Source organism: Lentibacillus halophilus (genome assembly GCF_055395055.1).
Window position 1 is genome coordinate 464621 of sequence record NZ_AP043750.1, and the last position, 21611, is coordinate 486231.

At 45.6% G+C, this 21611-nt stretch carries 23 protein-coding genes and 3 tRNA genes; 10 read left to right on the top strand and 16 right to left on the bottom strand.

Translation table 11 applies throughout. The annotated features are described in order from the left end of the window. Positions 1 to 193: 193 nt before the first annotated feature. From ACZ5Q7_RS02150 to ACZ5Q7_RS02160, 3 genes are all read left to right on the top strand, one after another. The gene (locus ACZ5Q7_RS02150; protein ID WP_343751515.1) at positions 194 to 1570 is read left to right on the top strand and encodes a TcaA NTF2-like domain-containing protein; all 1377 of its coding nucleotides are present in this window, start codon (positions 194 to 196) and stop codon (positions 1568 to 1570) included. An 18-nt stretch (positions 1571 to 1588) separates the two neighbouring features. Continuing rightward, on the top strand, positions 1589 to 2374 hold the full coding sequence (locus ACZ5Q7_RS02155; protein ID WP_343751516.1) for a zinc ribbon domain-containing protein: 786 nt from the start codon (positions 1589 to 1591) through the stop codon (positions 2372 to 2374). 415 nt (positions 2375 to 2789) lie between these two features. After that, entirely contained in the window at positions 2790 to 3356 is a 567-nt protein-coding gene (locus ACZ5Q7_RS02160; RefSeq protein WP_343751518.1) for a biotin transporter BioY, read from the top strand. A 446-nt stretch (positions 3357 to 3802) separates the two neighbouring features. On the opposite strand, the gene ACZ5Q7_RS02165 is transcribed toward ACZ5Q7_RS02160, so the two are convergent. Further along, positions 3803 to 4735, bottom strand: coding sequence for an RpnC/YadD family protein (locus ACZ5Q7_RS02165; protein ID WP_343751519.1), 933 nt, complete (start codon positions 4733 to 4735; stop codon positions 3803 to 3805). A gap of 232 nt (positions 4736 to 4967) precedes the next feature. On the opposite strand from ACZ5Q7_RS02165, the gene ACZ5Q7_RS02170 reads away from it, so the two are divergent. Next, positions 4968 to 5234: a hypothetical protein gene (locus ACZ5Q7_RS02170; protein WP_464433045.1), complete on the top strand. Its 267-nt coding sequence runs from the start codon at positions 4968 to 4970 to the stop codon at positions 5232 to 5234. Here the strand turns inward: ACZ5Q7_RS02170 and hmpA are convergent. The 4 genes from hmpA to ACZ5Q7_RS02190 all read right to left on the bottom strand — a co-directional run bounded on the left by hmpA (position 5231) and on the right by ACZ5Q7_RS02190 (position 10051). Continuing rightward, the gene (gene hmpA / locus ACZ5Q7_RS02175) at positions 5231 to 6457 is read right to left on the bottom strand and encodes an NO-inducible flavohemoprotein (protein WP_343751521.1); all 1227 of its coding nucleotides are present in this window, start codon (positions 6455 to 6457) and stop codon (positions 5231 to 5233) included. The two genes, ACZ5Q7_RS02170 and hmpA, sit on opposite strands and share 4 nt — an antisense overlap. Before the next feature lie 446 nt (positions 6458 to 6903). After that, entirely contained in the window at positions 6904 to 7776 is an 873-nt protein-coding gene (locus tag ACZ5Q7_RS02180) for an IS3 family transposase (RefSeq protein ID WP_464433047.1), read from the bottom strand. Beyond that, complete coding sequence (locus tag ACZ5Q7_RS02185) at positions 7773 to 8069, bottom strand: transposase (RefSeq protein WP_464433048.1); 297 nt, start codon at positions 8067 to 8069, stop codon at positions 7773 to 7775. Before ACZ5Q7_RS02185 ends, ACZ5Q7_RS02180 begins: the two co-directional genes overlap by 4 nt. Before the next feature lie 572 nt (positions 8070 to 8641). Beyond that, a complete protein-coding gene (locus ACZ5Q7_RS02190; protein ID WP_464433049.1) occupies positions 8642 to 10051 on the bottom strand; it encodes an ISLre2 family transposase in 1410 nt (469 codons plus the stop codon). A gap of 174 nt (positions 10052 to 10225) precedes the next feature. Here ACZ5Q7_RS02190 and ACZ5Q7_RS02195 point away from each other — a divergent pair, with 174 nt between their 5' ends. From ACZ5Q7_RS02195 to ACZ5Q7_RS02205, 3 genes are all read left to right on the top strand, one after another. Beyond that, entirely contained in the window at positions 10226 to 10549 is a 324-nt protein-coding gene (locus ACZ5Q7_RS02195) for a hypothetical protein (protein WP_343752085.1), read from the top strand. Positions 10550 to 10594: 45 nt separating this feature from the next. After that, positions 10595 to 11155: a hypothetical protein gene (locus tag ACZ5Q7_RS02200; RefSeq protein ID WP_464433051.1), complete on the top strand. Its 561-nt coding sequence runs from the start codon at positions 10595 to 10597 to the stop codon at positions 11153 to 11155. Positions 11156 to 11248: 93 nt separating this feature from the next. Next, a complete protein-coding gene (locus ACZ5Q7_RS02205; RefSeq protein WP_343752088.1) occupies positions 11249 to 11707 on the top strand; it encodes a CBO0543 family protein in 459 nt (152 codons plus the stop codon). 174 nt (positions 11708 to 11881) lie between these two features. Here the strand turns inward: ACZ5Q7_RS02205 and ACZ5Q7_RS02210 are convergent, their stop codons facing one another. From ACZ5Q7_RS02210 to ACZ5Q7_RS02245, 8 genes are all read right to left on the bottom strand, one after another. Then, positions 11882 to 12709: a COG4315 family predicted lipoprotein gene (locus tag ACZ5Q7_RS02210; protein WP_343752090.1), complete on the bottom strand. Its 828-nt coding sequence runs from the start codon at positions 12707 to 12709 to the stop codon at positions 11882 to 11884. A gap of 220 nt (positions 12710 to 12929) precedes the next feature. Further along, entirely contained in the window at positions 12930 to 13970 is a 1041-nt protein-coding gene (locus tag ACZ5Q7_RS02215) for a YVTN family beta-propeller repeat protein (protein WP_343752091.1), read from the bottom strand. 430 nt (positions 13971 to 14400) lie between these two features. Next, entirely contained in the window at positions 14401 to 14853 is a 453-nt protein-coding gene (locus ACZ5Q7_RS02220; RefSeq protein WP_343752092.1) for an Hsp20/alpha crystallin family protein, read from the bottom strand. Between the two features lie 524 nt (positions 14854 to 15377). Further along, entirely contained in the window at positions 15378 to 15941 is a 564-nt protein-coding gene (locus tag ACZ5Q7_RS02225; protein WP_464433055.1) for an NAD(P)H-dependent oxidoreductase, read from the bottom strand. Positions 15942 to 16085: 144 nt separating this feature from the next. Then, the gene (locus ACZ5Q7_RS02230) at positions 16086 to 17198 is read right to left on the bottom strand and encodes a hypothetical protein (RefSeq protein WP_343752094.1); all 1113 of its coding nucleotides are present in this window, start codon (positions 17196 to 17198) and stop codon (positions 16086 to 16088) included. A gap of 127 nt (positions 17199 to 17325) precedes the next feature. Continuing rightward, the gene (locus tag ACZ5Q7_RS02235; protein WP_343752095.1) at positions 17326 to 17640 is read right to left on the bottom strand and encodes a hypothetical protein; all 315 of its coding nucleotides are present in this window, start codon (positions 17638 to 17640) and stop codon (positions 17326 to 17328) included. Between the two features lie 45 nt (positions 17641 to 17685). Continuing rightward, positions 17686 to 17904, bottom strand: a complete 219-nt coding sequence (locus ACZ5Q7_RS02240; protein WP_464433057.1) for a hypothetical protein — start codon at positions 17902 to 17904, stop codon at positions 17686 to 17688. Positions 17905 to 17908: 4 nt separating this feature from the next. Continuing rightward, positions 17909 to 18586, bottom strand: coding sequence for a plasmid pRiA4b ORF-3 family protein (locus tag ACZ5Q7_RS02245; protein ID WP_343752097.1), 678 nt, complete (start codon positions 18584 to 18586; stop codon positions 17909 to 17911). 294 nt (positions 18587 to 18880) lie between these two features. On the opposite strand from ACZ5Q7_RS02245, the gene ACZ5Q7_RS02250 reads away from it, so the two are divergent. The 3 genes from ACZ5Q7_RS02250 (at position 18881) to ACZ5Q7_RS02260 (ending at position 19145) form a co-directional block, all read left to right on the top strand. After that, positions 18881 to 18956: transfer RNA gene (locus ACZ5Q7_RS02250), tRNA-Gly, on the top strand. Between the two features lie 3 nt (positions 18957 to 18959). After that, positions 18960 to 19033: transfer RNA gene (locus tag ACZ5Q7_RS02255), tRNA-Pro, on the top strand. A 39-nt stretch (positions 19034 to 19072) separates the two neighbouring features. Further along, a tRNA-Ala gene (locus ACZ5Q7_RS02260) sits at positions 19073 to 19145 on the top strand. A 536-nt stretch (positions 19146 to 19681) separates the two neighbouring features. On the opposite strand, the gene ACZ5Q7_RS02265 is transcribed toward ACZ5Q7_RS02260, so the two are convergent. From ACZ5Q7_RS02265 to ACZ5Q7_RS02275, 3 genes are all read right to left on the bottom strand, one after another. Continuing rightward, a complete protein-coding gene (locus tag ACZ5Q7_RS02265; protein WP_425542362.1) occupies positions 19682 to 19801 on the bottom strand; it encodes a putative holin-like toxin in 120 nt (39 codons plus the stop codon). Between the two features lie 232 nt (positions 19802 to 20033). Then, complete coding sequence (locus tag ACZ5Q7_RS02270; RefSeq protein ID WP_343752098.1) at positions 20034 to 20186, bottom strand: aspartyl-phosphate phosphatase Spo0E family protein; 153 nt, start codon at positions 20184 to 20186, stop codon at positions 20034 to 20036. Positions 20187 to 20221: 35 nt separating this feature from the next. Next, positions 20222 to 21598, bottom strand: coding sequence for an SLC13 family permease (locus ACZ5Q7_RS02275; protein WP_343752099.1), 1377 nt, complete (start codon positions 21596 to 21598; stop codon positions 20222 to 20224). Positions 21599 to 21611: the final 13 nt, after the last annotated feature.

Sequence of the window (21611 nt, forward strand, 5' to 3'; positions counted from 1 at the left end):
TCTCAAGTTAGCGGGGGTCTTTTTAGATGGATGATTTTCGGCTGCGGCCGAAAATCGTTCGCTTGAGTTGGCGATCCGATCACGACCTTATTATTCTTCTGAAATATCTTTCCATTTCTTATACCTTTTGTTACAATATTAAATTATGTGTCTTTTTTCACATTTTTACATTTAACCAGAAAGGAGCGAGTGTATGAGCTATTGTACAGAATGCGGTCATCCATTGGAAGAGAACCAGCAATTTTGTACGAATTGCGGTGCAAAGCTGGGCCAGCCGGAAACGCGTCGTGCAGCCAGTTCGAGGCAACCCGAGGCGAGCGCTCCGGCACCGCGTCAGCCGATGACGAAACGGACCAAAATCCTGATGGCAGCTGCCGCTATCGTCGTCGCTGCTCTGTTCGGAACGCATTTGACATTATCTTCCTATTTCGATCCGATGAGCGATTTGCAGGCGATGGATGAGGCAATGGCGGATGGGGACACGGATGCGTTTATGTCCTACATTGATGTTAATGAGGATGCGTTGTTGCAGGAGGCCTCCTACACGAACTACATACGAAAAAACCAGTGGGAGTCGGTCAAGACGCAGTATCAGGAATTGATAAAGGATGAGACGTCGCTGTCGGACCCGATCCGTGATCAGGACGGAAATAAGTTGTTTACGGTGCAGCCTGAGGACCATGTGCTTGGTCTGTATACCACTTATTCGCTCAAGGCTGAGCCAGTCACGCTGACGGTTCAAACGCCGATGGATGAGACGAAAGTGGCCATTGCAGATGCGACAAAGACCATCGGCACGGGTGAGTCGACCGACTTTTCCATGTATCCGGGCGATTACACCATCAAGGGAACAGCCAGCAATTCGTATGGAGAGTTTAGCTACGAGAATTCGATCAGCATCGATTCGCAGCAGGAAAGTAGGTTGAAACCGGACTTTTCCGGCGAAACGTATTCCTTCCACACGAATCAAAAAGAAGCGACGTTATTTGTTGACGGCGACGATACAGGTATGAAGTTGAAGGATATCGACACCCTCGGCCCTTTCCCAGCGGATCAAGAGGTAACGATGCACGCGGAGTGGGAAGATCCAAACGGTAATGTGCTTCAATCGGAAACGGTGACCCAAGCGGATGCGAGTGAGTTCGGGAGCATTTCGTTTCAATTTGATGAAAAAGCCATCCGTGAAGCCAATGCCGATCCCGACGATGCGGGCGATATCGTTCTGAACTTCCGCGATGCGTATGAGAATGCCCTCAACGCGAAAAATTACAGCGCAATTGAATCGTATGTGTTGAGCGGCAGCAAAGCGGAAGACGATTTGCAGGAGTATATCGGTGATTTGAAGGATAAAGATTACGACTATGACTTTACATCGAATGAGGTGGTTAAGGTGAACGAAGCGGATGATAATACCGTGCATGTCACCACGAATGAACAATTCACCTTTACGAATCATCGCGATGAGCAAACCGATTACGACCGGACGAAGACATACACGATGGAGCCCGACGGTGATCAATACAAAATCAGCGAGATTACTTACAACGAAACCGAACGGGACGAACGATAAAAATGAGGAGGTTTTCACATGTTGACATGTCCCCAATGTGGTCATGAGCAGGAATCCGGAAAATTTTGCGGCGTTTGCGGTACGCCGTTTGAAACAACCGCGGGCGAGCCACAGCAGGCGGCAACCAACGCGGCCGGGGCGGCTGGCGGAAACGCGGCATCGCAAACCGCCACAGACCATTTGAACCAATACGGCCATTATTGTTTGGCGTTATTAAAAAACCCGGGAGCTGCCTTCCAGAAAACAGAAGACGCATTTGTACACGGGTTAATGAGCCTTGTGTTGTATGCCATCACGTTTGCACTCAGTATTTATACGTTAATGAACACTTTAGCCCAACAATCCTTTGGCAATTTGGCTGTCGGGGATGATGTTTCCCTCCCATTTTTCCTGATTAATTCGCGTTTAGTCCTTTTTACAGCGGTCTTTATCGCTGTTTCCTTCGTCGGACTATTGGTGATGAGCAAAGCTGATCAAAATCAGGATACAGCCAAACGACTGACCACTCATTACGGTGGCCTGTCCGTACCGTTCAGTGCTGTCAATGTGTTGGCAATCCTAACCGGCTTGATGACGTCCATCAAGCTAACCATTGTGCTGTACGTGGTATCCTTGCTGTCATTTTTGTTATTCATCCCATCTTTAGTCGTTTATGAGAAAGCAACCCAGGTCAATCGAAATGGAAAAACCATTTACGCCGCCCTTGCCGTGGTACTGATTATTGTGATTGCTGATTACGTAGTTGGCAAATCGTTTATGTTGGAGTATTTGGAACGACTCGATCGTTTAACAGCAAAATTTTAACGATGCTTAATCAGGAAAAAGGAGCCTATTGTAATGATAGAGCTCCTTTTTTTGATGAGGCGCGGAGGCGGGTGCGTGGTGCTTGAGTGCGGGTGCTCGGCGTTCGGGTGGGGGCTGTCGAATTGGGGCGCCGCTCGATCGATTTCGAGTGCGTCCCGATCGAATCGGGGCGCCGCTCGATCGAATTGGAGAGCGTGCCGATCGATTTGCTCTCGCTCCCGATCGATTCTCCCTCACCCTCGATCGATTCTCCCTCGCTCCCGATCGATTTGAAGTGCCTTTTTAGTCAACCTAAATAAAATTTGGTTGACATATGGTTTTCAGTACCTTACAATTCAGACAATACAAAAATGAAGACATACACCATGATTGTCCTCATCTATTTTTGATATTTTATTAAGGAGCGATGATACATATGAACCAAAGTGAGAAACTGCGATCCCTGATCAACTGTTCTATTTTTGCTGCCATTACAGCGATTTTGGCGCAATTGGAAATTCCGTTGCCATTGGTCCCTATAAGTGGACAAACGTTGGCAGTCGGGATGACGGCTATTGTGTTAGGCAGCAGGCTGGGTGCGTTGTCGATGGTTTGCTACGCGGCCATTGGGGCGGCCGGTCTTCCGGTTTTCGCAGCTTTCAGAGGCGGGATGCAAGTCCTTGTTGGACCGACCGGCGGCTATATTATTGGTTTTATCGCGACCGCTTATGTAACGGGACTTATTTTAGAAAAAACAAGATTCACCATTCCAATGGCACTCGTGGCGAATACGGTGGGCATGTTGATAACGCTACTTTTTGGCACGATACAGCTGAAATTCGTCATGGATTTGGAATGGGGAGCTGCGCTGGCATCCGGCGTTTATCCATTTGTTATTGTAGGATTGATAAAAGCATTTCTGGCTAGCTGGATTGGAATAACGGTGCGAAAACGGCTCGTGCAAGCAAACCTTATCGCGGATTCGGAAAAGGGAGCTGCCTGATTGGTCTATTGGTAAGGAAATAGGTCGGGGTGGTCGTTATGGTAAGGGTTGGATCGAGCGGAGTTGCGGGAGGCTGCGCGCGTTCCAGCTTGATCGAAGCAACCTCCTCGATGATCGCTCGAATCCGGGCAATAACCACGCGAGTTTGGTCCTGAACCTGCGCGCATTGAACGATGATTGCGCGACTTTTGGATGGAACTGTGCGACCTTACCGATTGTTGCGCGACTTTTGGCCGAAACCGCGCGACCTCGCTGATTATCGCGCGAGTTACAGCCGGAACTGCGCGACCTTTGGCCAGAGCTACGCGACCTCGCCGTTTATTGCGCGACTTTCAGCCGGAGCTGCGCGACCTCATCGATTATTGCGCGAGTTGCGGTTTTTTAGAAGGACGATTTTCGGCGGTGGCCGAAAATCATCTCCTATGGTACAGCGCATGACGCTGGTGTTACAAGTCAGACGTTAATGCGGTCACTTCCTTTTTGGAAATGCCCGTTAATTCAGCAACAGTCTCCACCGTGTACCCTTTTTGAAGCATAGTCAAAGCTACTTCTTTTTTTCCTTTTTCTTTCGCTTTCTCCCTAATTTTATCATAAATAGGTTTTAATGTCGGTGGGTCAGGATACGTTGTTTTATCCACCTGTTTCCCCTCCTCTTCCATCATTGGTTCCATTTCCTTTTGTAATTTCTCAGTCACTTCACTTGGCACGTCTAACAAATAATCAATGAAGTATAATAACGCACCAGAATACGTAATGTCCTCTGATCTTTGGCTCTTGATTAACAATTCGAACAATCGCCGTTTGAATTGATACCGTTTACTGGCGTTATTCCTGCTTTTTATCATATATAAACCGGCTAACACAGCATAAGCGAAAGGATTATCGGACTGCAATAGTATATGTTCATCTTGTTCAGCAATTTTGTAGGTGTTATAGGTGTAGTTTAATTCCGTACCATAGAATTGATACGTATATTGAGTGGGGCGGAAGGATTTATCATCATCGGTAAAAATAGCTAATGCGTATATTTTTCGATGGTACTTATCGAAAATCCGGTAAAAATACTGAAACATGCGCTCTGCAAAATCCAGATCCTTATACCCTTGGACCTCGATGTGAATGAGCATCCATCGTTCCTGACCGTTTTTCAAGTGTACCTTCATCAATTTATCTGTAAATTTCAGGCCTTTTTTTTCCGGAAATACTCGATGGAATTCCTGCTCCAAGGAGTCGGGTGGTATGTTCCAGTTGATTGTTTGATATAAGTCCGGCGCAAAGAATCGGACGAACGGCTCAAACAGGTCGGTAATAATGGTTTTCCAAAGTCCATCATAATCGAGGTAGTGAGGCTTTTCTTCAAGAATTAGAGAGGAATCCACAATACGTTCACATCCTTTGGTGAATAACTATATGGTTTTTTGAAGATTGAGGTTATTAATAGTATAACAGTGAGTCGAAAAAAATGCGACTATTTTGTGAAGAAATGAGGTGATCCTGTTGCATGAGGTAGGCATTTTTTAGAAGGACGATTTTCGGCGGCGGCCGAAAATCATCGCTTGGATTAGGTCGTGTAATGGTGCGGTAACTGTTGATCGAAATGGAGCGCGGCGCGTGTCGATCGATTTGGGGTGGCTCCCGATCGATTTTCGCTCGCTCTCGATCGATTTCGCCTCGTTCTCGGTCGACTTTGTCTCGCTCTCGATCGATTTCCTCTCGCTCTCGATCGATTTTCCCTCGCTCTCGATCGATTTTGCCTCGCTCCCGATCGATTTTGCCTCGCTCCCGATCGACTTTCCACCGCTCTCGATCGATTTCACCGTTCACCCCCGCTCGATCGACAACTCACGAGCGGGCTTGAGCGGCTATCCATTTCGTTAAGCTTCTTGTAGGATGCTTACCGGGTTGAAGATTTCAAAATGTCGGTTCTCCTCAGAAACGCCCCATTCTTTCAGTCCTTTGTCGACGGCTTTCATGAATGGTGCGGGGCCGCAGCAATAGAAGTCGGCTTGGTTGCCGCAGTCCAATATTGATTGCAGCCACGAAAGGTTGACGAAGCCTTCTTTATCGTGATTTTGATTGGCTTTATCGGTTATGCTTGGGCTGTCATAGCAGACGAACGAAGAGATATTTGGATTCTCGGCAGCGAGCTGTTCCACGTCGTCTCTCATCGCATGCGCATCGCTGTTTTGCGTTGCATGGATGAAGGTGACCGGGCGCCCGGGCTCTTTTTCCGCCAATGAATTCAACATGCCAACGACTGGGGTCACGCCAATGCCGCCACTCAGCAGCACAATCGGAGCCTTTTCGCTTTTGACGGTGAATTCGCCGGCTGGAGCGGAAAATTCGAGTGTGTCCCCTTCTGCCACGTCATCGTGCAAATAGCTGGAGACGACGCCATCCGGGTGAATTCCATTGCCTTTTTCATGCTTCAAACTTATTTTATAGTAATTTTCACCAGATACTCCGGACAGACTGTACTGCCGCATGTGCGTATACGGCTCGCCTGGGATATCGGCTTTAATCGTTATATACTGCCCCGCTTCGTATCGGGCGAGTGGTTTTCCGTCTTTCGGCTTCAAAATAAGCGAGATCACGTCGTCGGTTTCCTGAATTTTTTCATCCACGACAAACTCGCGAAATCCTGTCCAGCCGCCTTCCTGCTCTTCCATTTCGTTGTATTTCTTCTGTTCAAGCTCGATGAACAAATTAGCGATATAATCATACGCCTCACGCCACGCATCAAGCACGTCCTCGGTTGCCGCATCGCCTAGAATTTCCTGAACCGCCTGCAAAAGAGCCTCGCCGACGATAGGGTATTGTTCCGGTTTTACGCCGAGGGAGACGTGTTTTTCCGCGATCCGCTCGACCAGCTCGTGAATATTTTCCAAGCTATCGATGTTCTCGCCGGCCGCATAAACGGAATAAACGAGCGCTTCCTGTTGCAGACCCCGCTTCTGATTCGTCTGATTGAAAATGTTGCGCAATTCCGGTACTTTTTCAAATAACAATTGATAAAAGCGTTTCCCAATGGCTGTGCTATGTTCTTTTAAAACCGGTGCCGTCGACTTCACAATTTGCAGTTTATTTGAATTAAGTGTCAATTCAATTCCCTCCAAATGAATGGTGATGGTTATTAAGTTTCCCTGTATGTATTATGCTAACCTTGTATCACGATTCAGAGAGTGATCCAAATCACACTTAGTGGTGACAGTTGTGTGAACGGGGTTGGCGGGCGTTGTGGGGTGGTTTTGGAGGGAGTGGCGGGGCGAGTTTCGGGTAGGAGTTGCACGAGATTCGGGGGGAGTTGCGCGAGTTGATCCTGAACTGCGCGACTGTCACCCATAACGGCGCGGCGTCCACCAGAACGACCTCCGCCCAGAGCTGTACAAGTTGGTCACCAAGATGCGTGCGTTTGATCGATATTGCGCGCGTTTGACCACCGAGTTGTGCGAGTTGCCGCCGGGGCCGCGCGATCTCGTTCCTTCACTGCGCGAATTCCACCTTTGCTCATGACCCTGTCAAGTAGACACCATAAAAATCGTGCAAATTATGCTGTTTTCAACCGATAATCAACCGGACTCATTTTTAGTTGGTTTTGTAATCGTTCATTGTTAAAATAGCGCATATAGGCGTCTATTGCGTTTTTAATGTCAGCCAACGTTTCCATCTTATAGAAACAAGGTGCTTCTGTCTTGAAGTGGCTGAAGAAATTTTCAACGCAAGCATTGTCCCAGCAATTACCTCGACGGGACATGGATTGGGTGATGCCCATTTCCTTTAGACGCAGCCTATATCCGGGATTTGTGAATTGGATGCCCTGGTCGCTATGCAGGATGGCACCTTTCTCAAATCCCTTTTTCTGTAATGTATTCAAGGCGTCATAGACCAGTTCTGTTGATTGATTGGTATCCATGGAATACGCTACGATTTCACGGTTAAATAAATCCTTTATGGCGCATACATAAAGCCAGGGATGATGGCTTCCATGGACCGGAACATATGTGATATCCACTCCCATTTTAATGCCGGGTCTTAAAGCTTTGAAATCACGATCCAGAACATTCGGTATGTCCCCATAAGGCTGACGCACGCCCTTTTTACGCTTTCGTCGGATTTGGCAACGCAAACCATATTTTTTCATGACGCGTGAGATGCGCTTTTCGTTAACAATCATGTGATAGGAATGGTCCAGTTCCGTTTTGATTCGCTCACGTCCGTACGTCCCCCCGTGTTTTCGATAAATCTCTAATATCTTCTGGTAAAGCCTCTCATCTGTCTTATCCTGTTCATAGCTTTCTTTACGGGATTTCCATCTGTAATAGCCCGAACGGGAAACAGAGGTGACGTCAACTAATTTAGCTATCGAATACACGCCCTCATATTCTCGTATGAATTCAAATTCAGCCTGTTTACGTCTCACCTCCTTTGAAGATCCAATAACTTTTTTAAATACATCACCTCTAATTTCAAGGACTCATTCTCTTCTTCAAGAGACCGTTCCCGGGCATGATGACGATCTTTCTTTTTGGAACCACGTTGGTCCTTTAAGGCTTCATAGCCGCCCTTAAGAACTTGATCACGCCATTCATAAATGCGGTTACGATGCGTTAGGTCATATTCCTTCACCAATCGGCTGGAGGGGTACCCCTCCATGTACTTCTTAACAACCTCCACCTTTTCGTCATATGAATACTTTTTTAGTTTCTTCCCCATAAATAATCGCCTCCCCATCAACAAACTAACATACATGGTTGCACGATTTTAATGTTGTCTATTTTATGGGGACAATATCACTTTAGCTACGCGACATGTTCCATCATTGCGTGAGTTTCACCTCAAACTGCGCGCGTTTTTCGGTTATCGCGCGACTGTCCCGGAGAGTTGAGCGAGGTGGTCCCTTTACTGCGCGACGTCCACCAGAATGGCGCGCGTTTATGCTTAAAGGCAGTTGATTTTCGGCGGCGGCCGAAAATCTTCCACTTAGAATCAAATCAGCACATTCAGGAAAACATACGGAAAACAGCTGCTTTGTCAGCCAAGCAGAAAGGGGCCAAATGGTGATTAACGTTGTACTGTGGGGCATGTTTATTTTACCACTAGCGTCGTTGTTTGTGTTAAACCGCGATACGATCGTATGTGTCAATCTTTTCTCGATGTGGTTGTCACACCAATATATCGAGCACTCTATTTTTGTACACTTCTTCCGGCTACCGCGCTGTCGCTTGGTGGCCTGCATATTTTCGTCACGTTCCAAAACCCGGAACCTGACAAAAACATGCAGGATATTACCTAAAACTCTTCATCAAGTTTCCTATCGCTGATGAATGGGCTGTATATAAACTGATGGATCCTTCTTTTGCGCCAATCGATGGGCGTGTTGGCTGATTCAAGTATTCCGTCATACGAATGGTCTTTTCAACGTCTCGCTGCTTGCGTGCGCTTCGTTTTTGGGATGTGAGATAAACATCTCGCAACGTGTTATTGAGGATACCCTGTTTTACTTTCACCATAGCTTCACTGCCGTCGGCGCTCCAATGCATCCCACGTCTTTTCATCCGGAAAGAAACGCGGCGCTGATTGGATTCCATAGCCCCTAAGCCTCGTGCGTCTTCTGGCGGGTCTTCCACTTTCTCACGCCAGTCAAATAGACGATTCCAATTGTGCTGAATGTAAGTTCGAAAACCGTTTACCTTTTCCAGCTGTTTCGCGTCTTCCAGGGTACTTTCGTATGTATCCAGCCAAAGTATGACCTGTTGCCAATCGTGTTGTTCTAACGCTTTCCTTATCCCATCCTTAAATTCACTCTTTTCACCGCCTAATGCCCGATTTAACGCCTGGGCTATATGATACGTGTCAAGTTGATTCAATACGGGGTAACGGGACTGGGAAAAGGCTTCTTGAAATCGTTCAGCTGTATAGCCCTGCCCGCCATCACTATTGGTCACAACCTGCGTATTCTCCAGCGAATAACCATGGGCTGCATATGACTGTACCTCTTTCCAAAAGTCATCAGCCGGTTTGGTTGTCATGATCACATGTTGATTGCTGAGTGATACTCGTTTGCCATTTTTGACCCAGCCTTCATGCATCATCGCATGCCGGATCTCATGGCTTTTCTTCTTTTTCGTTGAACGTACAAATACACCGTCAGCCTCTGCATACAAAAAGTCTACTTCTCTTGCCTCCGGAAGGGACGCTGCTTCCTCCAGTTCAGCCGCCATTTCCATATCAGCCTGGGACTGCGCCTCTCCAACACGCTTTACGATACTCCCGACTGTTTGATGACTCATCGTTACGGGTGTCCATTCCTTCAAAGTTTGGGCTGATGCACGATACGTGCTCTCACTAGCCAATTCAGCCACTTTTACCTCCGTCAGGGGACTGTACCGTTGACTTTTCCGAAGACCAGCCCACTCATCAAAGGGATAGTGAGAATCACCTTTCAGGTCATGCATTAATGTATGCCGAAAACGAACCGCCCCAAACGTAAATTGAACCGTTTTCCAATCGTCACGCTCGACAGTCCAGCCCAACTTCTGTTTCTCAGCTTTAATCACCTTATTAATCTGTGTGAACACTTCCCCCATCTGGGAAGCGAACACTTCATACATATAAAGTCGAATGCTTTCTTCTAAATCAACTAAGTTGTTTGTTTGCTTTATTAATTCGTATAATCTTGATATAATGGTTTCCATGAGAAGGCCTCTTTCGAAATGTATTTGCCCGTCAAAGCATACATTTATGATAGAGTGCCTTCTCTTTTTTGACTAGAAAATTGCCTCAGATGGCCCCGAGGATTATTTTACACATATGATACGATCAAACGATATCTCCCCGCCGCACTGTTTGTAACCGTCTTAAACTCGATCTTGTATGAGATTGCTTGGGAAGAAAATTGGTGGCGATACCAAATCACCCTCTTCGACTGGGACAAAATCACGCCCGTCCATATCGTTTACAGTTCGTATTGGGTCGTCACCATCTGGGTGTTTTATTTCACGTTTCAAAAATTTTGGCTGTACCTCGTCGTGAATGTTATCGCCGACGTCCTGTTTGTCTTTACCGTTTCGGCGTGGATGAAACATGTTGGCATTTTTACCGGTGATCTATCGATGGTCATGACCGCATTGCTATTTATATTAATGGCCGTACTTATTTATATCTTTCAACGCTGGTACGAGAAGGAGACGTAGCAGAAGCGCTCGAGTTGGAGCCGCTGTCGCTTAAGTGTGGGTTTTTTGGAACGAAAGATTTGCGACGGCAAGCGAAAATCACCACATGCGGGTGCGGGGTGGTTGAACGATTGGCGGCTGTTCCCGATCGATTTGAGCTCGTTCTCGATCGATTTCGCCTCGCCCTCGATCGATTTCGTCGCGCTCCCGATCGATTTTCCCTCGCCCTCGATCGATTTCCTCGCGCTCTCGATCGATTTCGCCTCGCCCCCGATCGATTTCCTCGCGCTCTCGATCGATTTCGCCTCGCCCTCGATCGATTTTCTCCCGTCCCCGATCGATTTCCTCTCGCCCTCGATCGATTTTCTCCCGTCCCCGATCGATTTCCTCTCGCTCCCGATCGATTTTCCCTCGCCCTCGATCGATTTCCTCTCGCTCCCGATCGAATCTCCGCCGCTCTCGATCGATTTTCCCTCGCTCCCGATCGATTTGCCCGCGCTCTCGATCGATTCTCCGACGCCCCCGATCGATTTCCTCGCGCTCTCGATCGATTTCGCCTCGCCCCCGATCGATTGCGCGCGTTCGCAAGGCCGCCGCAAATCGCCCTATCCCTATCCGTTCCTGTGAATTTCCTAATAGTGATGGGCTATACAGAGCGTCACTTGGCTATAATGGATAGTGACCGGCAAGCCAAATAGAAAAAGGGAGCCGAATGTTACTATGGAACACATCATATTGTGGCTATCTTTCGTGATCGGCATGGTATTATTATGGTTCAGCTTAAGAAAGTTATCTTTTAACGAATGGATTTTAGTTTACTTAGTGTCCTCTTATTTTTCAATCTTTCTCGGCACCATTGTCGTAGAGGAAAATATGCTGCATTACCCTGAAAAACTTTTGGGTATACATTTCGAATCCAGCATCCTTTTTGAATACGTGATACTTCCTGTGATTAATCTTTATTTTTATCAAACCACTTATCGGTCGCGATATTCCGGCATCCTTATACAAGGTGTCCTCTATGCGTCTGTTTTAACGACGATGGAAGTCCTCTTAGAAAAATATACCGATGTCATTGAGTATCATACGTGGACTTGGATGCACACGTTTGCAAGCGTCTTATTATTTATGATGGTTATCCGGATAGCGATGAGACTATACTGGCGTTGGAATGCGTAATGGTGACCATGGCTATCCAACCGTTCGTCCGGGGGCAATGAATGACATGAACAAGCTAATAGCATGAAAAAGGACGCTCCCGCAACGTCAGAAACTGTCGCGGAAGCGTCCTTTATATTTCATTTTTGTGGGGTTCTCACTTTTTACAACCTAATGAGAAGAAAAGATGCTGATTTAGGATGATGAACCAAGCTTCTCCTGAAATTCTGTGAGTTTACGTTTGGTCTCCTCTGTCAGCTTTTTTACTTTCTCAATATCAGGCTTATCCTTTTGTGCTTCATCTATGAGTGGGTACAAGCTTTCTTCAATGGTTTCATAGGCTTCTGCATCACGTTTTTCAACTTTTTTCTCAATGGGCTCCCAACTTTCCGAGAGGTCTTTCCCTTTGCTGTTCACTTTGTCTACATCGTTAGCTGAAGCTTCAGATGTGTTATTTAACGCTTCAAGTGAGGCCAGCACGTCATCAATACCTTTTTTCAGTGAAGTTGATTGGTCTTGGAAATGATCCTTAATGGACGTTTTATTAGCAACATACCATACATCTTTCACACCTTGACCGTTCACATCACCTTTTTCTTTATCTTTCACAAAATAATAAAGTGGATAGCCCTTATAGGTCACTTGTTTTTTACCAGTGTCTTCACGTGTTATCGTGCCAAAATTATCTTTGTCATAACCTTCAGGGACTTCGAAATCCTTTCCTGTGAATGCCGGCCAGTTTTCCAGACAATCGTCGGTGCAGTTGCTGGTACCTTTTTCATCTTTTGTGAAGAGGTAGAGCGTCATACCTTCACCATCTGCCAGATAGTTACCTGCATCAGCATCTTCCAGTAATTGTAGGCCTTTTGCTTTGCTTTTTCCTTCATCATTTGTTTCTTCCGTAGTATCCGGGTCGCCTTGGCTGCTGTTGTCATCTTTGGATGATGAGTCTGAGTCACCCCCACATGCACTCAGTAAAAGAATGACCGCAACGATGGTTATGGAAAATATCCATTTTTTCATTTTGATCCCTCCCAATAACTTGCTTTCACATAAGGTAACGATGAGAATCCGGGAACGGTTTGATTAAAAATAAAAAAATATTACTAACTTCTTTTATATTAGAAGGTTGTTCATAATTTTCGAACAATGACCGCGGAAACACCATTATCTATCGGTGTTGCCATTACACCAACAAATAATGGCGTTTCATCTCCATTCTTTTAGTTTTTCGTATCACTTTTTAAGAGCGATTTTCCAAGGTACTAATGAAAAACGGAAATGAATCAACATCGATTCGTTTAACAACTTCATTTTTCTCACTGTCGATAACAGCAACCTGGTCTTTGCTGGTAACTGCTGCATAGATGTTTTTACCATCTTTTGAAACGGTAACACCATGTGGCCCTTGTCCAACGTTAATTTGTTTCATTTCCTTTTGTTTGGCAATATCCACAACAGATACGAAATCTGACCCTATATTTGCGACATACGCATATTTTCCATCTGCGGTGACATCTACCACATGATGGCCTGTACCGACAGTTACGGTTGAGATCATTTTGTCTTTATTCAAATCGACTATTCCCAGTTCACCTTCTGTTGTTAAGGTTACAAGCAATGTATTCCCATCAGGGGTAATGTTTAAATTATGCGGTGCTCCTTCAACACCGTCGATTGTATTGGTCACTTTTTTGGAAGCAACATCAATAACCGATACGGAATTGGATCCGGTATTGGTTACATAGAACGTGCTGTTGTCGGGACTGGCTACCCCATTATGTGGATCTTTTCCAACGTCAATGGTGGCTTTCTTTTCCATTGATTCGGTTTCAATTGCTGTGACGGTTCCTTCGCCTTCATTGATGACAAACACCCATTTTCCATTAGGGGTGAAATTAATTCCTTTTGGCGTTTTGCCAACCGGAATGGTCTTTACAACTTTATTTTTGCTAGTGTTGATAATCGATACATCTTCGGTCTTGCTGTTGGCTACATAGACATAATCCCCATTGGGACCTACTTCATTATAAGTGGGTTTCTCACCAACTTGAATCGTATCCAGAACCTCATTGGTATCCGAATCAATAACTTGAACGTCTCCTGCATCACGGTTATTGACATAGACTTTGGTGCCAGTTGTGCCCTTTTCTGATACGTTCGTTTCCTCGTTTTTGGGTTTGTTTTCCGGTTTTCCCGAGCTGTCCTCATTATTACCGGAACATGCAGAAAGGGCAGCAAGTAGGATTAGCAGCATGGCTGATAGCATATATTTCTTTGTCATAATGAACCCTCCTTGACAAACGTTTATCCTGTATCCTAGGAAACGATTAAAAATAGAAAACGGTTTGCCACACGATGAAATTTTTAAAAAGGTCATCATTCGTTCAAAAGCGAATGGATAATTAATATCAGCTAGTGCGGGGTCCAATTTGAGAACGTGCTTCAGTGTCATTAAAGGGGGGATCGTTTTCATAAAACAGCTTAATCCCCCTTGATCTGGATTCCATGTCACTTGAAACCAACATAAAAGCCATAAATTAATCAATCAGGTGCAGTCAATATATGTAAAAATAGCGCAAGCGTTATGCCTTTCTTGTGCTCATTTGCTTTATGAAAATATAAAAAAAGACCCACCTAAAATGGTGGGCATTTGAAACAATCAATGGCTATCCAATCATTCGTCCGGGAATACGTGTAGGGGGATAGCAGCATTATTGAATGTCGATTTTGCGGGTATTGTCAACCGATTGGTCTTGTTTGCCTATGGTGACGTTGAGCAATCCATTGTCCATCTTTGCACTGACACTATCAGGTTTAGCATGGGCTAAATACAAGGTGCGTTGCATTGATTCATAATGTCTTTCTCGGTGAATATAGTTGTCGTCCTCATCGTTTTTATCATTATTGTCAGTTCGATGGACGGCAATGGTTAGTTTGCCATCATCATTCAAACTCAAGTCTATATCCTCTTTATTGACGCCTGGAAGTTCTGCCTCAACCAAATATTCATTGTCCGTTTCTTTGACGTCAACTTTAAACGGATCCGTAACAAGGTTTCGTTTGAGCGTAGGGAAATCATTAAAGAAGTCATCGATCATGTTAAATGGGTTGCTAGGGAACTTTGGATGTCTTTCGTTGAATGGAATTAATCCTGCTATAATCAACCACTCCTTTTGATTTAATTTTTATTTACCCTTTGCTTGCACACAAAATCAACGTCACTTGCTGATGAACTGGCTAGAGGTTCTTGCTTGGGAAAAGCAAACCATTCAAGAAGTCGTCAAAAATACTTGAAAAATCACCTAACAGGTTCCCACGAACAGTGGAATCTCTCCTGTTGAAAGGGAGTTTAACAACCATCGTGACCACCTCTCTTATTTAAGTTTTGCTTTTAGCTTTTTAGCAAAGCTAGGAACCAACCAATGGCTCGTTGCCCAAGTACCACAAGCCATTGAAGAAGTTATCAATCATGTTCAAAGATATCCATCTAAGCATCATTGATCAACTCCTTTGAATCGGGGTTTTAGCACTCGGTTAAGCGGAGTGCTAATTTCTATTTTTAATGTACCACATACACAGATTTTTATTCAAGGGGATTACTTAAAAAAATGACGATGACAAGACATTCGTTTTAGCAATACTGGATGCCGCATCATCACATCACAGTCTTATCCCCTATGCATGTAGCTTATGTATGAATCGTAAAATAACGACTCAAATGATGTTCGAGCGAATCGAGATAGGCATTGATATCGGTATTCTTTTTAACATCAAAGCACGAAAAGGTGTCCAATCCTTCCATACCGGCGTATTTATGGCTTAAATACAGGTGGAACAGCACATCGTCCACATTGCGTCCTTCAAAAAATTTGCTTGGGTCATTAAACGCCGTCGAAGGGGCATTCCATGTTGTTGAAAACATATATTTTTTATCGGTCAGGAACCCGCCGCCAATACCGTAGTCCTCTGTGTTTCCCCGAAAGTAGACGCCATGTTCGTGAGTCTCGTCAAAGTATTTTTTAAATATAGCAGGGACACTGTAATTGTAAACGGGGGTCTGATAGATAATATAATCCGCCCATTTAACTTTCTCCTGCTCCTCCTCTTTATCAAAACCGTTCTGCAGGAATGTTGTTTTAATCTCGTAATTGTCCGATAACGTCTCGACGATCTTATCAAAAAGAATTCTATTCAGATCGCCCCTGGAGTGACCGTAATATTCGTGGCCATTGATAACTAGGATATGTTGCATCGTTGTCTCCCCTTTGACTCATTTTTATTTTTATATCGTGCGTTTGTGTAAGTGCGCCTTTTTCTACATGTGTCGGTTTGAAATCGACGTCACCCCGCATGCGGAGGTTCATCGCTTGCAAATAAAACAAACCGTCTTCTGTGTCTATTGATAATTAATAACTGCTGGTGCTGGATCCAGTTTGAGGACTTGCTTCGGTGTCATCACGGGGGTGTCGTTTTCATAAAACAGCTTGAATCCCCCGTACTGCATGCCTTGTTTTCGGACCAGTTTGCCATAAGCCGCCATTTTCACGGCCGGGTCGCCGAATCCGTCGTAGTTGAGCGGGACCTCGACATGCTCCGTCGGCTTAATCTTGTCTTTATGTTTAATAATGCTGTTGCCGAACTGGTGAACAAGCACCATTTTATCCGGCAAATCATGGGTTTCGACGAGATCATTCACATACGTGACGGCTTTTTGAATCTCGGCACCATCAATCTGGCCAAGATCTTTCCCCGGAATGTCGCCATTTTCCACACTGTACTCTGTATCAATGGCCAAATGGACAAACGGTAATTTCAAATAGGGCTTCAGCTTCTTAACCTCTTCCATGACCGACGCTTGTCCCAGTTGAACGTCCAGAAGCAACAAGGCATCATTTTCTTTGGCCAATTTGACATAGCGTTGAATATCTTCCTCAGGTGTATCTGTTATGTAATCACCGCTCGGACCCGGCTTTCGCTGCGCCACCGTTGCAATCAGTTCGATCATTGGAACCGCCGGATGGGATGGATCGGCTTGCGAATAAGCTTTTGCCTTTTTCTTCAGCTCATTCATCATTTGTTCCGGAGGCATTTCACCCAGAATGCCCATGTTTTCAGAATTTGGCGTGCCATAGTAAGCTACCAATCTATGCTTTTTCAACGGGCCATTCGTTTTATCCTGTTTGCCTTGAATCAGGGTTTGCCCGAGAGGCACGGTCCGCTTTGGATCGTCGCCATGTGCTTCAGCACGCGGCATACGTTGCTTTACCTTTTTTGAATACCGTTCGTTAAAAGGCTTCGCATCATTAGGCGGTTGAATGGGCTGATAATGCGCTGTCACCCGTTTCTCTTTCAGCGCTGTCTTTCGTTCCATGGTTTTCGCATGTGATTCTGATGTTTTCTCAGATGAATCGTCGTCGTTTGTTGGGCTCGTCGTTGTTGTTTGATCGGCACATCCTGCTATCAGCGCAATCATAAGCAAGAGTACCAATCCGCTTAGAAACGGTTTCAACCTATTTTTCCCCCATATGTACTAAAAATAGTCTATCAAACAAAAAAACTGTATTCTTTCACATTGCCTTAGCAAGTGTTTTCTGAATGAATGAAGAAGTGGTCTCAAATTGGGCCTTTGTAATGCGTTAAAATGGCAGATCTTCATCCAAAACGCGGTCCCGATGATCATCCGAAAACACATGCTGCTTATGAGCCGGATGATTGTTTGGTTGGTTAGCTTTGTGCGGTTCGTTTCCAAGCACCATGCCAAATTTATTCTCATATAAATCCCTGATCCATGTTTTGACCGGTGCTTTCCATTGCTGTTGCGGGGACGGAATGTTTTTAATCAGGCTTTTCGGCGTCATGCCGAGTTCTTTGGCCATCCGTATATCCGCCTGATTGAGCCGGCACTTCTTTTTCGCTTCGGCCCAGCCTGTGTTTTTCTTGCTTTTTCCCATTAAGGCAACCTCCATTATATTCCGAATGGTTTAACAGCCACACGGTCATTGATCAGCTGGGCGATTTTTGGAATCCGTTTTTATGGATAGGACAAAAAGGAAACCAAATACCAACATGGACCCCGTCGCAAGTGATTGGGCCACAACCGAATCGTTTCGAATCAATAACACGACATCAAACATCATAAATCCTAGAATAATGATGCGGGACGTCAGTAAGCTTATGCGGTTCATCCTTCTGTTTAATGGATTGGTCTCTTTCATTTTTTCATCCGTTCAATTTGTCCCATTCGGTTTTCTTGTACATGACAAACTTTAACATGGAGTTGATAAAATCCGGATTATATTCCCGAAACAATTGCTCCTGCGCCCACGCGGTCACATCGTCGTGGTCGGGATGTGTTGTATCATAATACGTCGTCAAAAATTCATAAAAGCCGGGTAGGCCGCCTACATCCTCTGGTGGCGCGGTTTCGGCACCATCGATCAGAACGGGGTAGACATAATAATGATCGTCGCGTTCGTCCTCGAGGATTATTGAAAATGTCCATCCATCCCCATAGTCATACGTATAAGCAATGGTTCCATATTTTTCCAAATAGGAGTCGACCTTGATCCCGGACGGTTTGCGAATGACCGTGCGCAATTGTTGCAGCTGCATCCGCTGCATTTCTGCAAATTCCGAACCGGCCTCCTCCATTTTTTGCTCAATCTCTTTCCAATGTTTTTTGTAATGCAAACGCTCCTCGTACGCTTCCTCATCGTTGGTTACACGAAGGTTGTCGTCCGGCAATTCAAATGCAAATAGATGGCACTCCCGAAAATTGGTGACCGTCTGAATCACTTGATGCAGTCGGTAAAACGTCGCCCCGGCCGGCATGACAACCCTTCGCCAAATAAGCGGATCCGAGTCAGCCAACTCAATTCTAATTTGATAGGCTTTCATCATCATCCATCCTTTAACGAGCTGTTAGGCGTATTAATTTTAGTATAAGAAATTTGCAGGCAATGAGCAATGAATTCGGTTTGTGGAGTGGATTCATGAGGGGGATGGGCGAGTTTCGGGTGAGGTGTACGGGGTGGGGGGCGACCGCGCGAGTTTCCTCCCAAACTGCGCGATCTCCACCCTAAACCGCATTAGATAGTTGATCTTCGGCAGCCGCCGAAAATCGCCCACTCCCTATTGACATTTTTCATCATGAGGCGTACTATGACAACTGTCGTTAAAAAAACCCCCGATGCGGGAGTAGTTCAGTTGGTAGAACACCACCTTCCCAAGGTGGGGGTCGCGGGTTCGAGTCCCGTCTTCCGCTCCAGTACGGGAAGTAGCTTAGTTTGGTAGAGCGCCACGTTCGGGACGTGGAGGTCGCAGGTTCAAATCCTGTCTTCCCGATCGCGCAGCACGTCCGCGTAGCGATTCTAATAGCTATACGGGGCCTTAGCTCAGCCGGGAGAGCGCCTGCTTTGCACGCAGGAGGTCAGCGGTTCGATCCCGCTAGGCTCCATATCTATCATTAACATTGAAAGAGCAGGAATGACTAAGCGTCGTTCCTGCTTTTTTTTAGTTTCCCTTTTATTTCAAAAACGACTACTATATGCAATTGCTTTTTGTAATTTTTTCTTAACAAACACCGTTGCACCTTTACTGTGTATGCATTCCGGAACCTATGGCGTCTTTTTGGCCACATTTCCATGCAACTCATGCCGTATCATTTTCTGTTCCCCCACCATGTTTCTTAATTTTTTTGTTCAAATTGAATAATCGGAAAAGTTGTTCTCACCCGATTATGCCAACCTTGGCTGGCGATCGCATCCAATGCAGGTGCCAACATTCTCTGTGATATGCCGAAAACTTGTATCATTTTATAGTTTTCATTTCGCCTGATATTGGGTATAATAAAATTAGAAGATCCATAAAATAAAAGAGACCGCTAGTGTAGATACACTAACGGTCATGTACAACAGCCCTTCAAGGGGGCGGCTCACATTACAGGTGTTTTAAAAAATAACTACCCATTATGCTTACCAGGCCTATGGGTGGTTATTTTTTCTGGTTTGACAGTATGGCTACGATTAATGTTCCAAAGGAAATCATCAAAAATAGTGTTTCAAATACTGTCATCGGCATCACCCCCTTTCCTAAAAACGTGCAAAGGGGCATGAGCCACCACCCATGAAAGCCTTATTGTACAAGCTCTATTGTAACAAAAATCAATCTTTTCTGACAGAACATACTTTCCTGTTTGAGAGGAAAATAACCTCTTTTTTTATTCATAGTGGCCACAGCATAAATCGAATTTGCCTCGCTCCCGATCGATTCTCCTCCCCCCCTTCCAATCAAAAAAAAGCAGGTGCGACCAAGCGTCGTTCCTGCTCTTTTAATATGATGATGGTTACCTCAAATATCGATTGAACTCATTTAATAGCTCATCTAATGTTCGGGATAAGGCGAGCATGTCAGGAGATGTCGGATCATTTTTGTATGCTCGATACATTTGTTCACGTGTGGTTTCTATATCCTGCAATAGCTTTTCGATATAACGCATTTGAATGGCCTCATTCCATAACGTTTTCCCCGGGTTTATACCACCCATTGCCAGTATCCAAACACACTTAAGAAGATAACGACCAGCCACATGAGCATTGATACGGACCCGACACGCAGCAGATCCCGGTCGGTATAATGGCCGTACGAGTAAGTGATTAAATGAACGGGGGACTGAGTGACGAGCAAAAAGCCCGGCACACACGCAAGATAGACACCCATACCAATGATCAGCGGCGATAGCCCGTCAATCTGTTCGCCAGCAGTAATCGCGAGCGGCAGCATGATCGTCATGAAGCCAAGAACATTGACAAACACAACCCGGAGAATGGCTATGACGCCAATCAAGCCGATGACAATGACATAAGCCGGCCAGTCATTGCCGCGCGCGACCATGAATCCGGAAACCGTATCCAACACACCGGTGTTGAGCAATAAATGGGCGAGCATTAACGTCGATGCAAAAAAAATCATCATATCCCAATTGATGCCTTTTTTCGCTTCATCCCATGACATAACACCGATATAGGGCAGAACGGTTAGCACTGCGCCAAACAGGCCAACTTGCGGAATCGAGAATCCATGCAGCGACTGACTCAACCATAGCGCCAGTGTGAAGCCGATAATACCGGCCATTTTCATTTCCTGCGTTGACCACGATCCCATCTCCTGCTTTTTCGTTTGGATCAAATCAGCGATGACAGCGCGGTCCACATGTTCAGCCGGAAAGACCTTCATAAACAACAGCCATAACCCACCGACAAACAGCCCAACCGGGAATACGAACAACAGCAACCACGTAACATACGTCATATCAGCGGAGACGTCCGACAGCATCCCAAACGCGTAGATGGTCGAGCTGGCGCCGGTAGGCACAAACGCAGCAGCAATAGAGCTGACATAAGCGGTGCCAATAAACAACGATTTGCCGATGTTGGACGTTTCCTGAATGCGTTGCAAATGCGACAACAAATCATCCAGTGTCGAGCTGATTAAACTTCCTTTGCCGATATTGGACGGGATGAATACCGTCAACACGAACATCATGACAAACGATACAGCGAGCAGCAGCCGGACGGATCCTTTGGCCAAATCGAGAATCCCCAACGAAATCCGGTTGGCGAGCCCGGTCTGGATAAAAGCATGGGACAGGATAAACGTGGCAAACAGAAGCCAGACCAGGCTTGATCCGAATTCGTCCAGCACCGCATCGTAATCGAGAAAATGAATGGACAACAGGACGATAAGCATGAGCGAACTGACCGCCAGCGGAAATACCCGTCCAATCCAAAGAATCTGGATGATAAGCAGAACGGCAAACGCCTGCACCTGTACGTTCCAGTCCCATAGCGACGTGAAAAAAACCGCATAGATAGCGCAAACAATGGTGAGCAGGGTTATTTGCTTTGACATAGGACCACCGCCT

Excerpts from the sequence above, each read along its gene's own strand:
- ACZ5Q7_RS02150 (WP_343751515.1), top strand. The coding sequence starts at position 194 with ATGAGCTATTGTACAGAATGCGGTCATCCATTGGAAGAGAACCAGCAA.
- ACZ5Q7_RS02190 (WP_464433049.1), bottom strand. The coding sequence starts at position 10,051 with ATGGAAACCATTATATCAAGATTATACGAATTAATAAAGCAAACAAAC.
- ACZ5Q7_RS02185 (WP_464433048.1), bottom strand. The coding sequence starts at position 8,069 with ATGGGGAAGAAACTAAAAAAGTATTCATATGACGAAAAGGTGGAGGTT.
- ACZ5Q7_RS02235 (WP_343752095.1), bottom strand. The coding sequence starts at position 17,640 with ATGGGAAAAAGCAAGAAAAACACAGGCTGGGCCGAAGCGAAAAAGAAG.
- ACZ5Q7_RS02275 (WP_343752099.1), bottom strand. The coding sequence starts at position 21,598 with ATGTCAAAGCAAATAACCCTGCTCACCATTGTTTGCGCTATCTATGCG.
- ACZ5Q7_RS02270 (WP_343752098.1), bottom strand. The coding sequence starts at position 20,186 with ATGCGTTATATCGAAAAGCTATTGCAGGATATAGAAACCACACGTGAA.
- ACZ5Q7_RS02205 (WP_343752088.1), top strand. The coding sequence starts at position 11,249 with ATGGAACACATCATATTGTGGCTATCTTTCGTGATCGGCATGGTATTA.
- ACZ5Q7_RS02210 (WP_343752090.1), bottom strand. The coding sequence starts at position 12,709 with ATGAAAAAATGGATATTTTCCATAACCATCGTTGCGGTCATTCTTTTA.
- ACZ5Q7_RS02245 (WP_343752097.1), bottom strand. The coding sequence starts at position 18,586 with ATGAAAGCCTATCAAATTAGAATTGAGTTGGCTGACTCGGATCCGCTT.
- ACZ5Q7_RS02240 (WP_464433057.1), bottom strand. The coding sequence starts at position 17,904 with ATGAAAGAGACCAATCCATTAAACAGAAGGATGAACCGCATAAGCTTA.
- ACZ5Q7_RS02215 (WP_343752091.1), bottom strand. The coding sequence starts at position 13,970 with ATGACAAAGAAATATATGCTATCAGCCATGCTGCTAATCCTACTTGCT.
- ACZ5Q7_RS02225 (WP_464433055.1), bottom strand. The coding sequence starts at position 15,941 with ATGCAACATATCCTAGTTATCAATGGCCACGAATATTACGGTCACTCC.
- ACZ5Q7_RS02265 (WP_425542362.1), bottom strand. The coding sequence starts at position 19,801 with ATGCCCCTTTGCACGTTTTTAGGAAAGGGGGTGATGCCGATGACAGTA.
- ACZ5Q7_RS02160 (WP_343751518.1), top strand. The coding sequence starts at position 2,790 with ATGAACCAAAGTGAGAAACTGCGATCCCTGATCAACTGTTCTATTTTT.
- ACZ5Q7_RS02155 (WP_343751516.1), top strand. The coding sequence starts at position 1,589 with ATGTTGACATGTCCCCAATGTGGTCATGAGCAGGAATCCGGAAAATTT.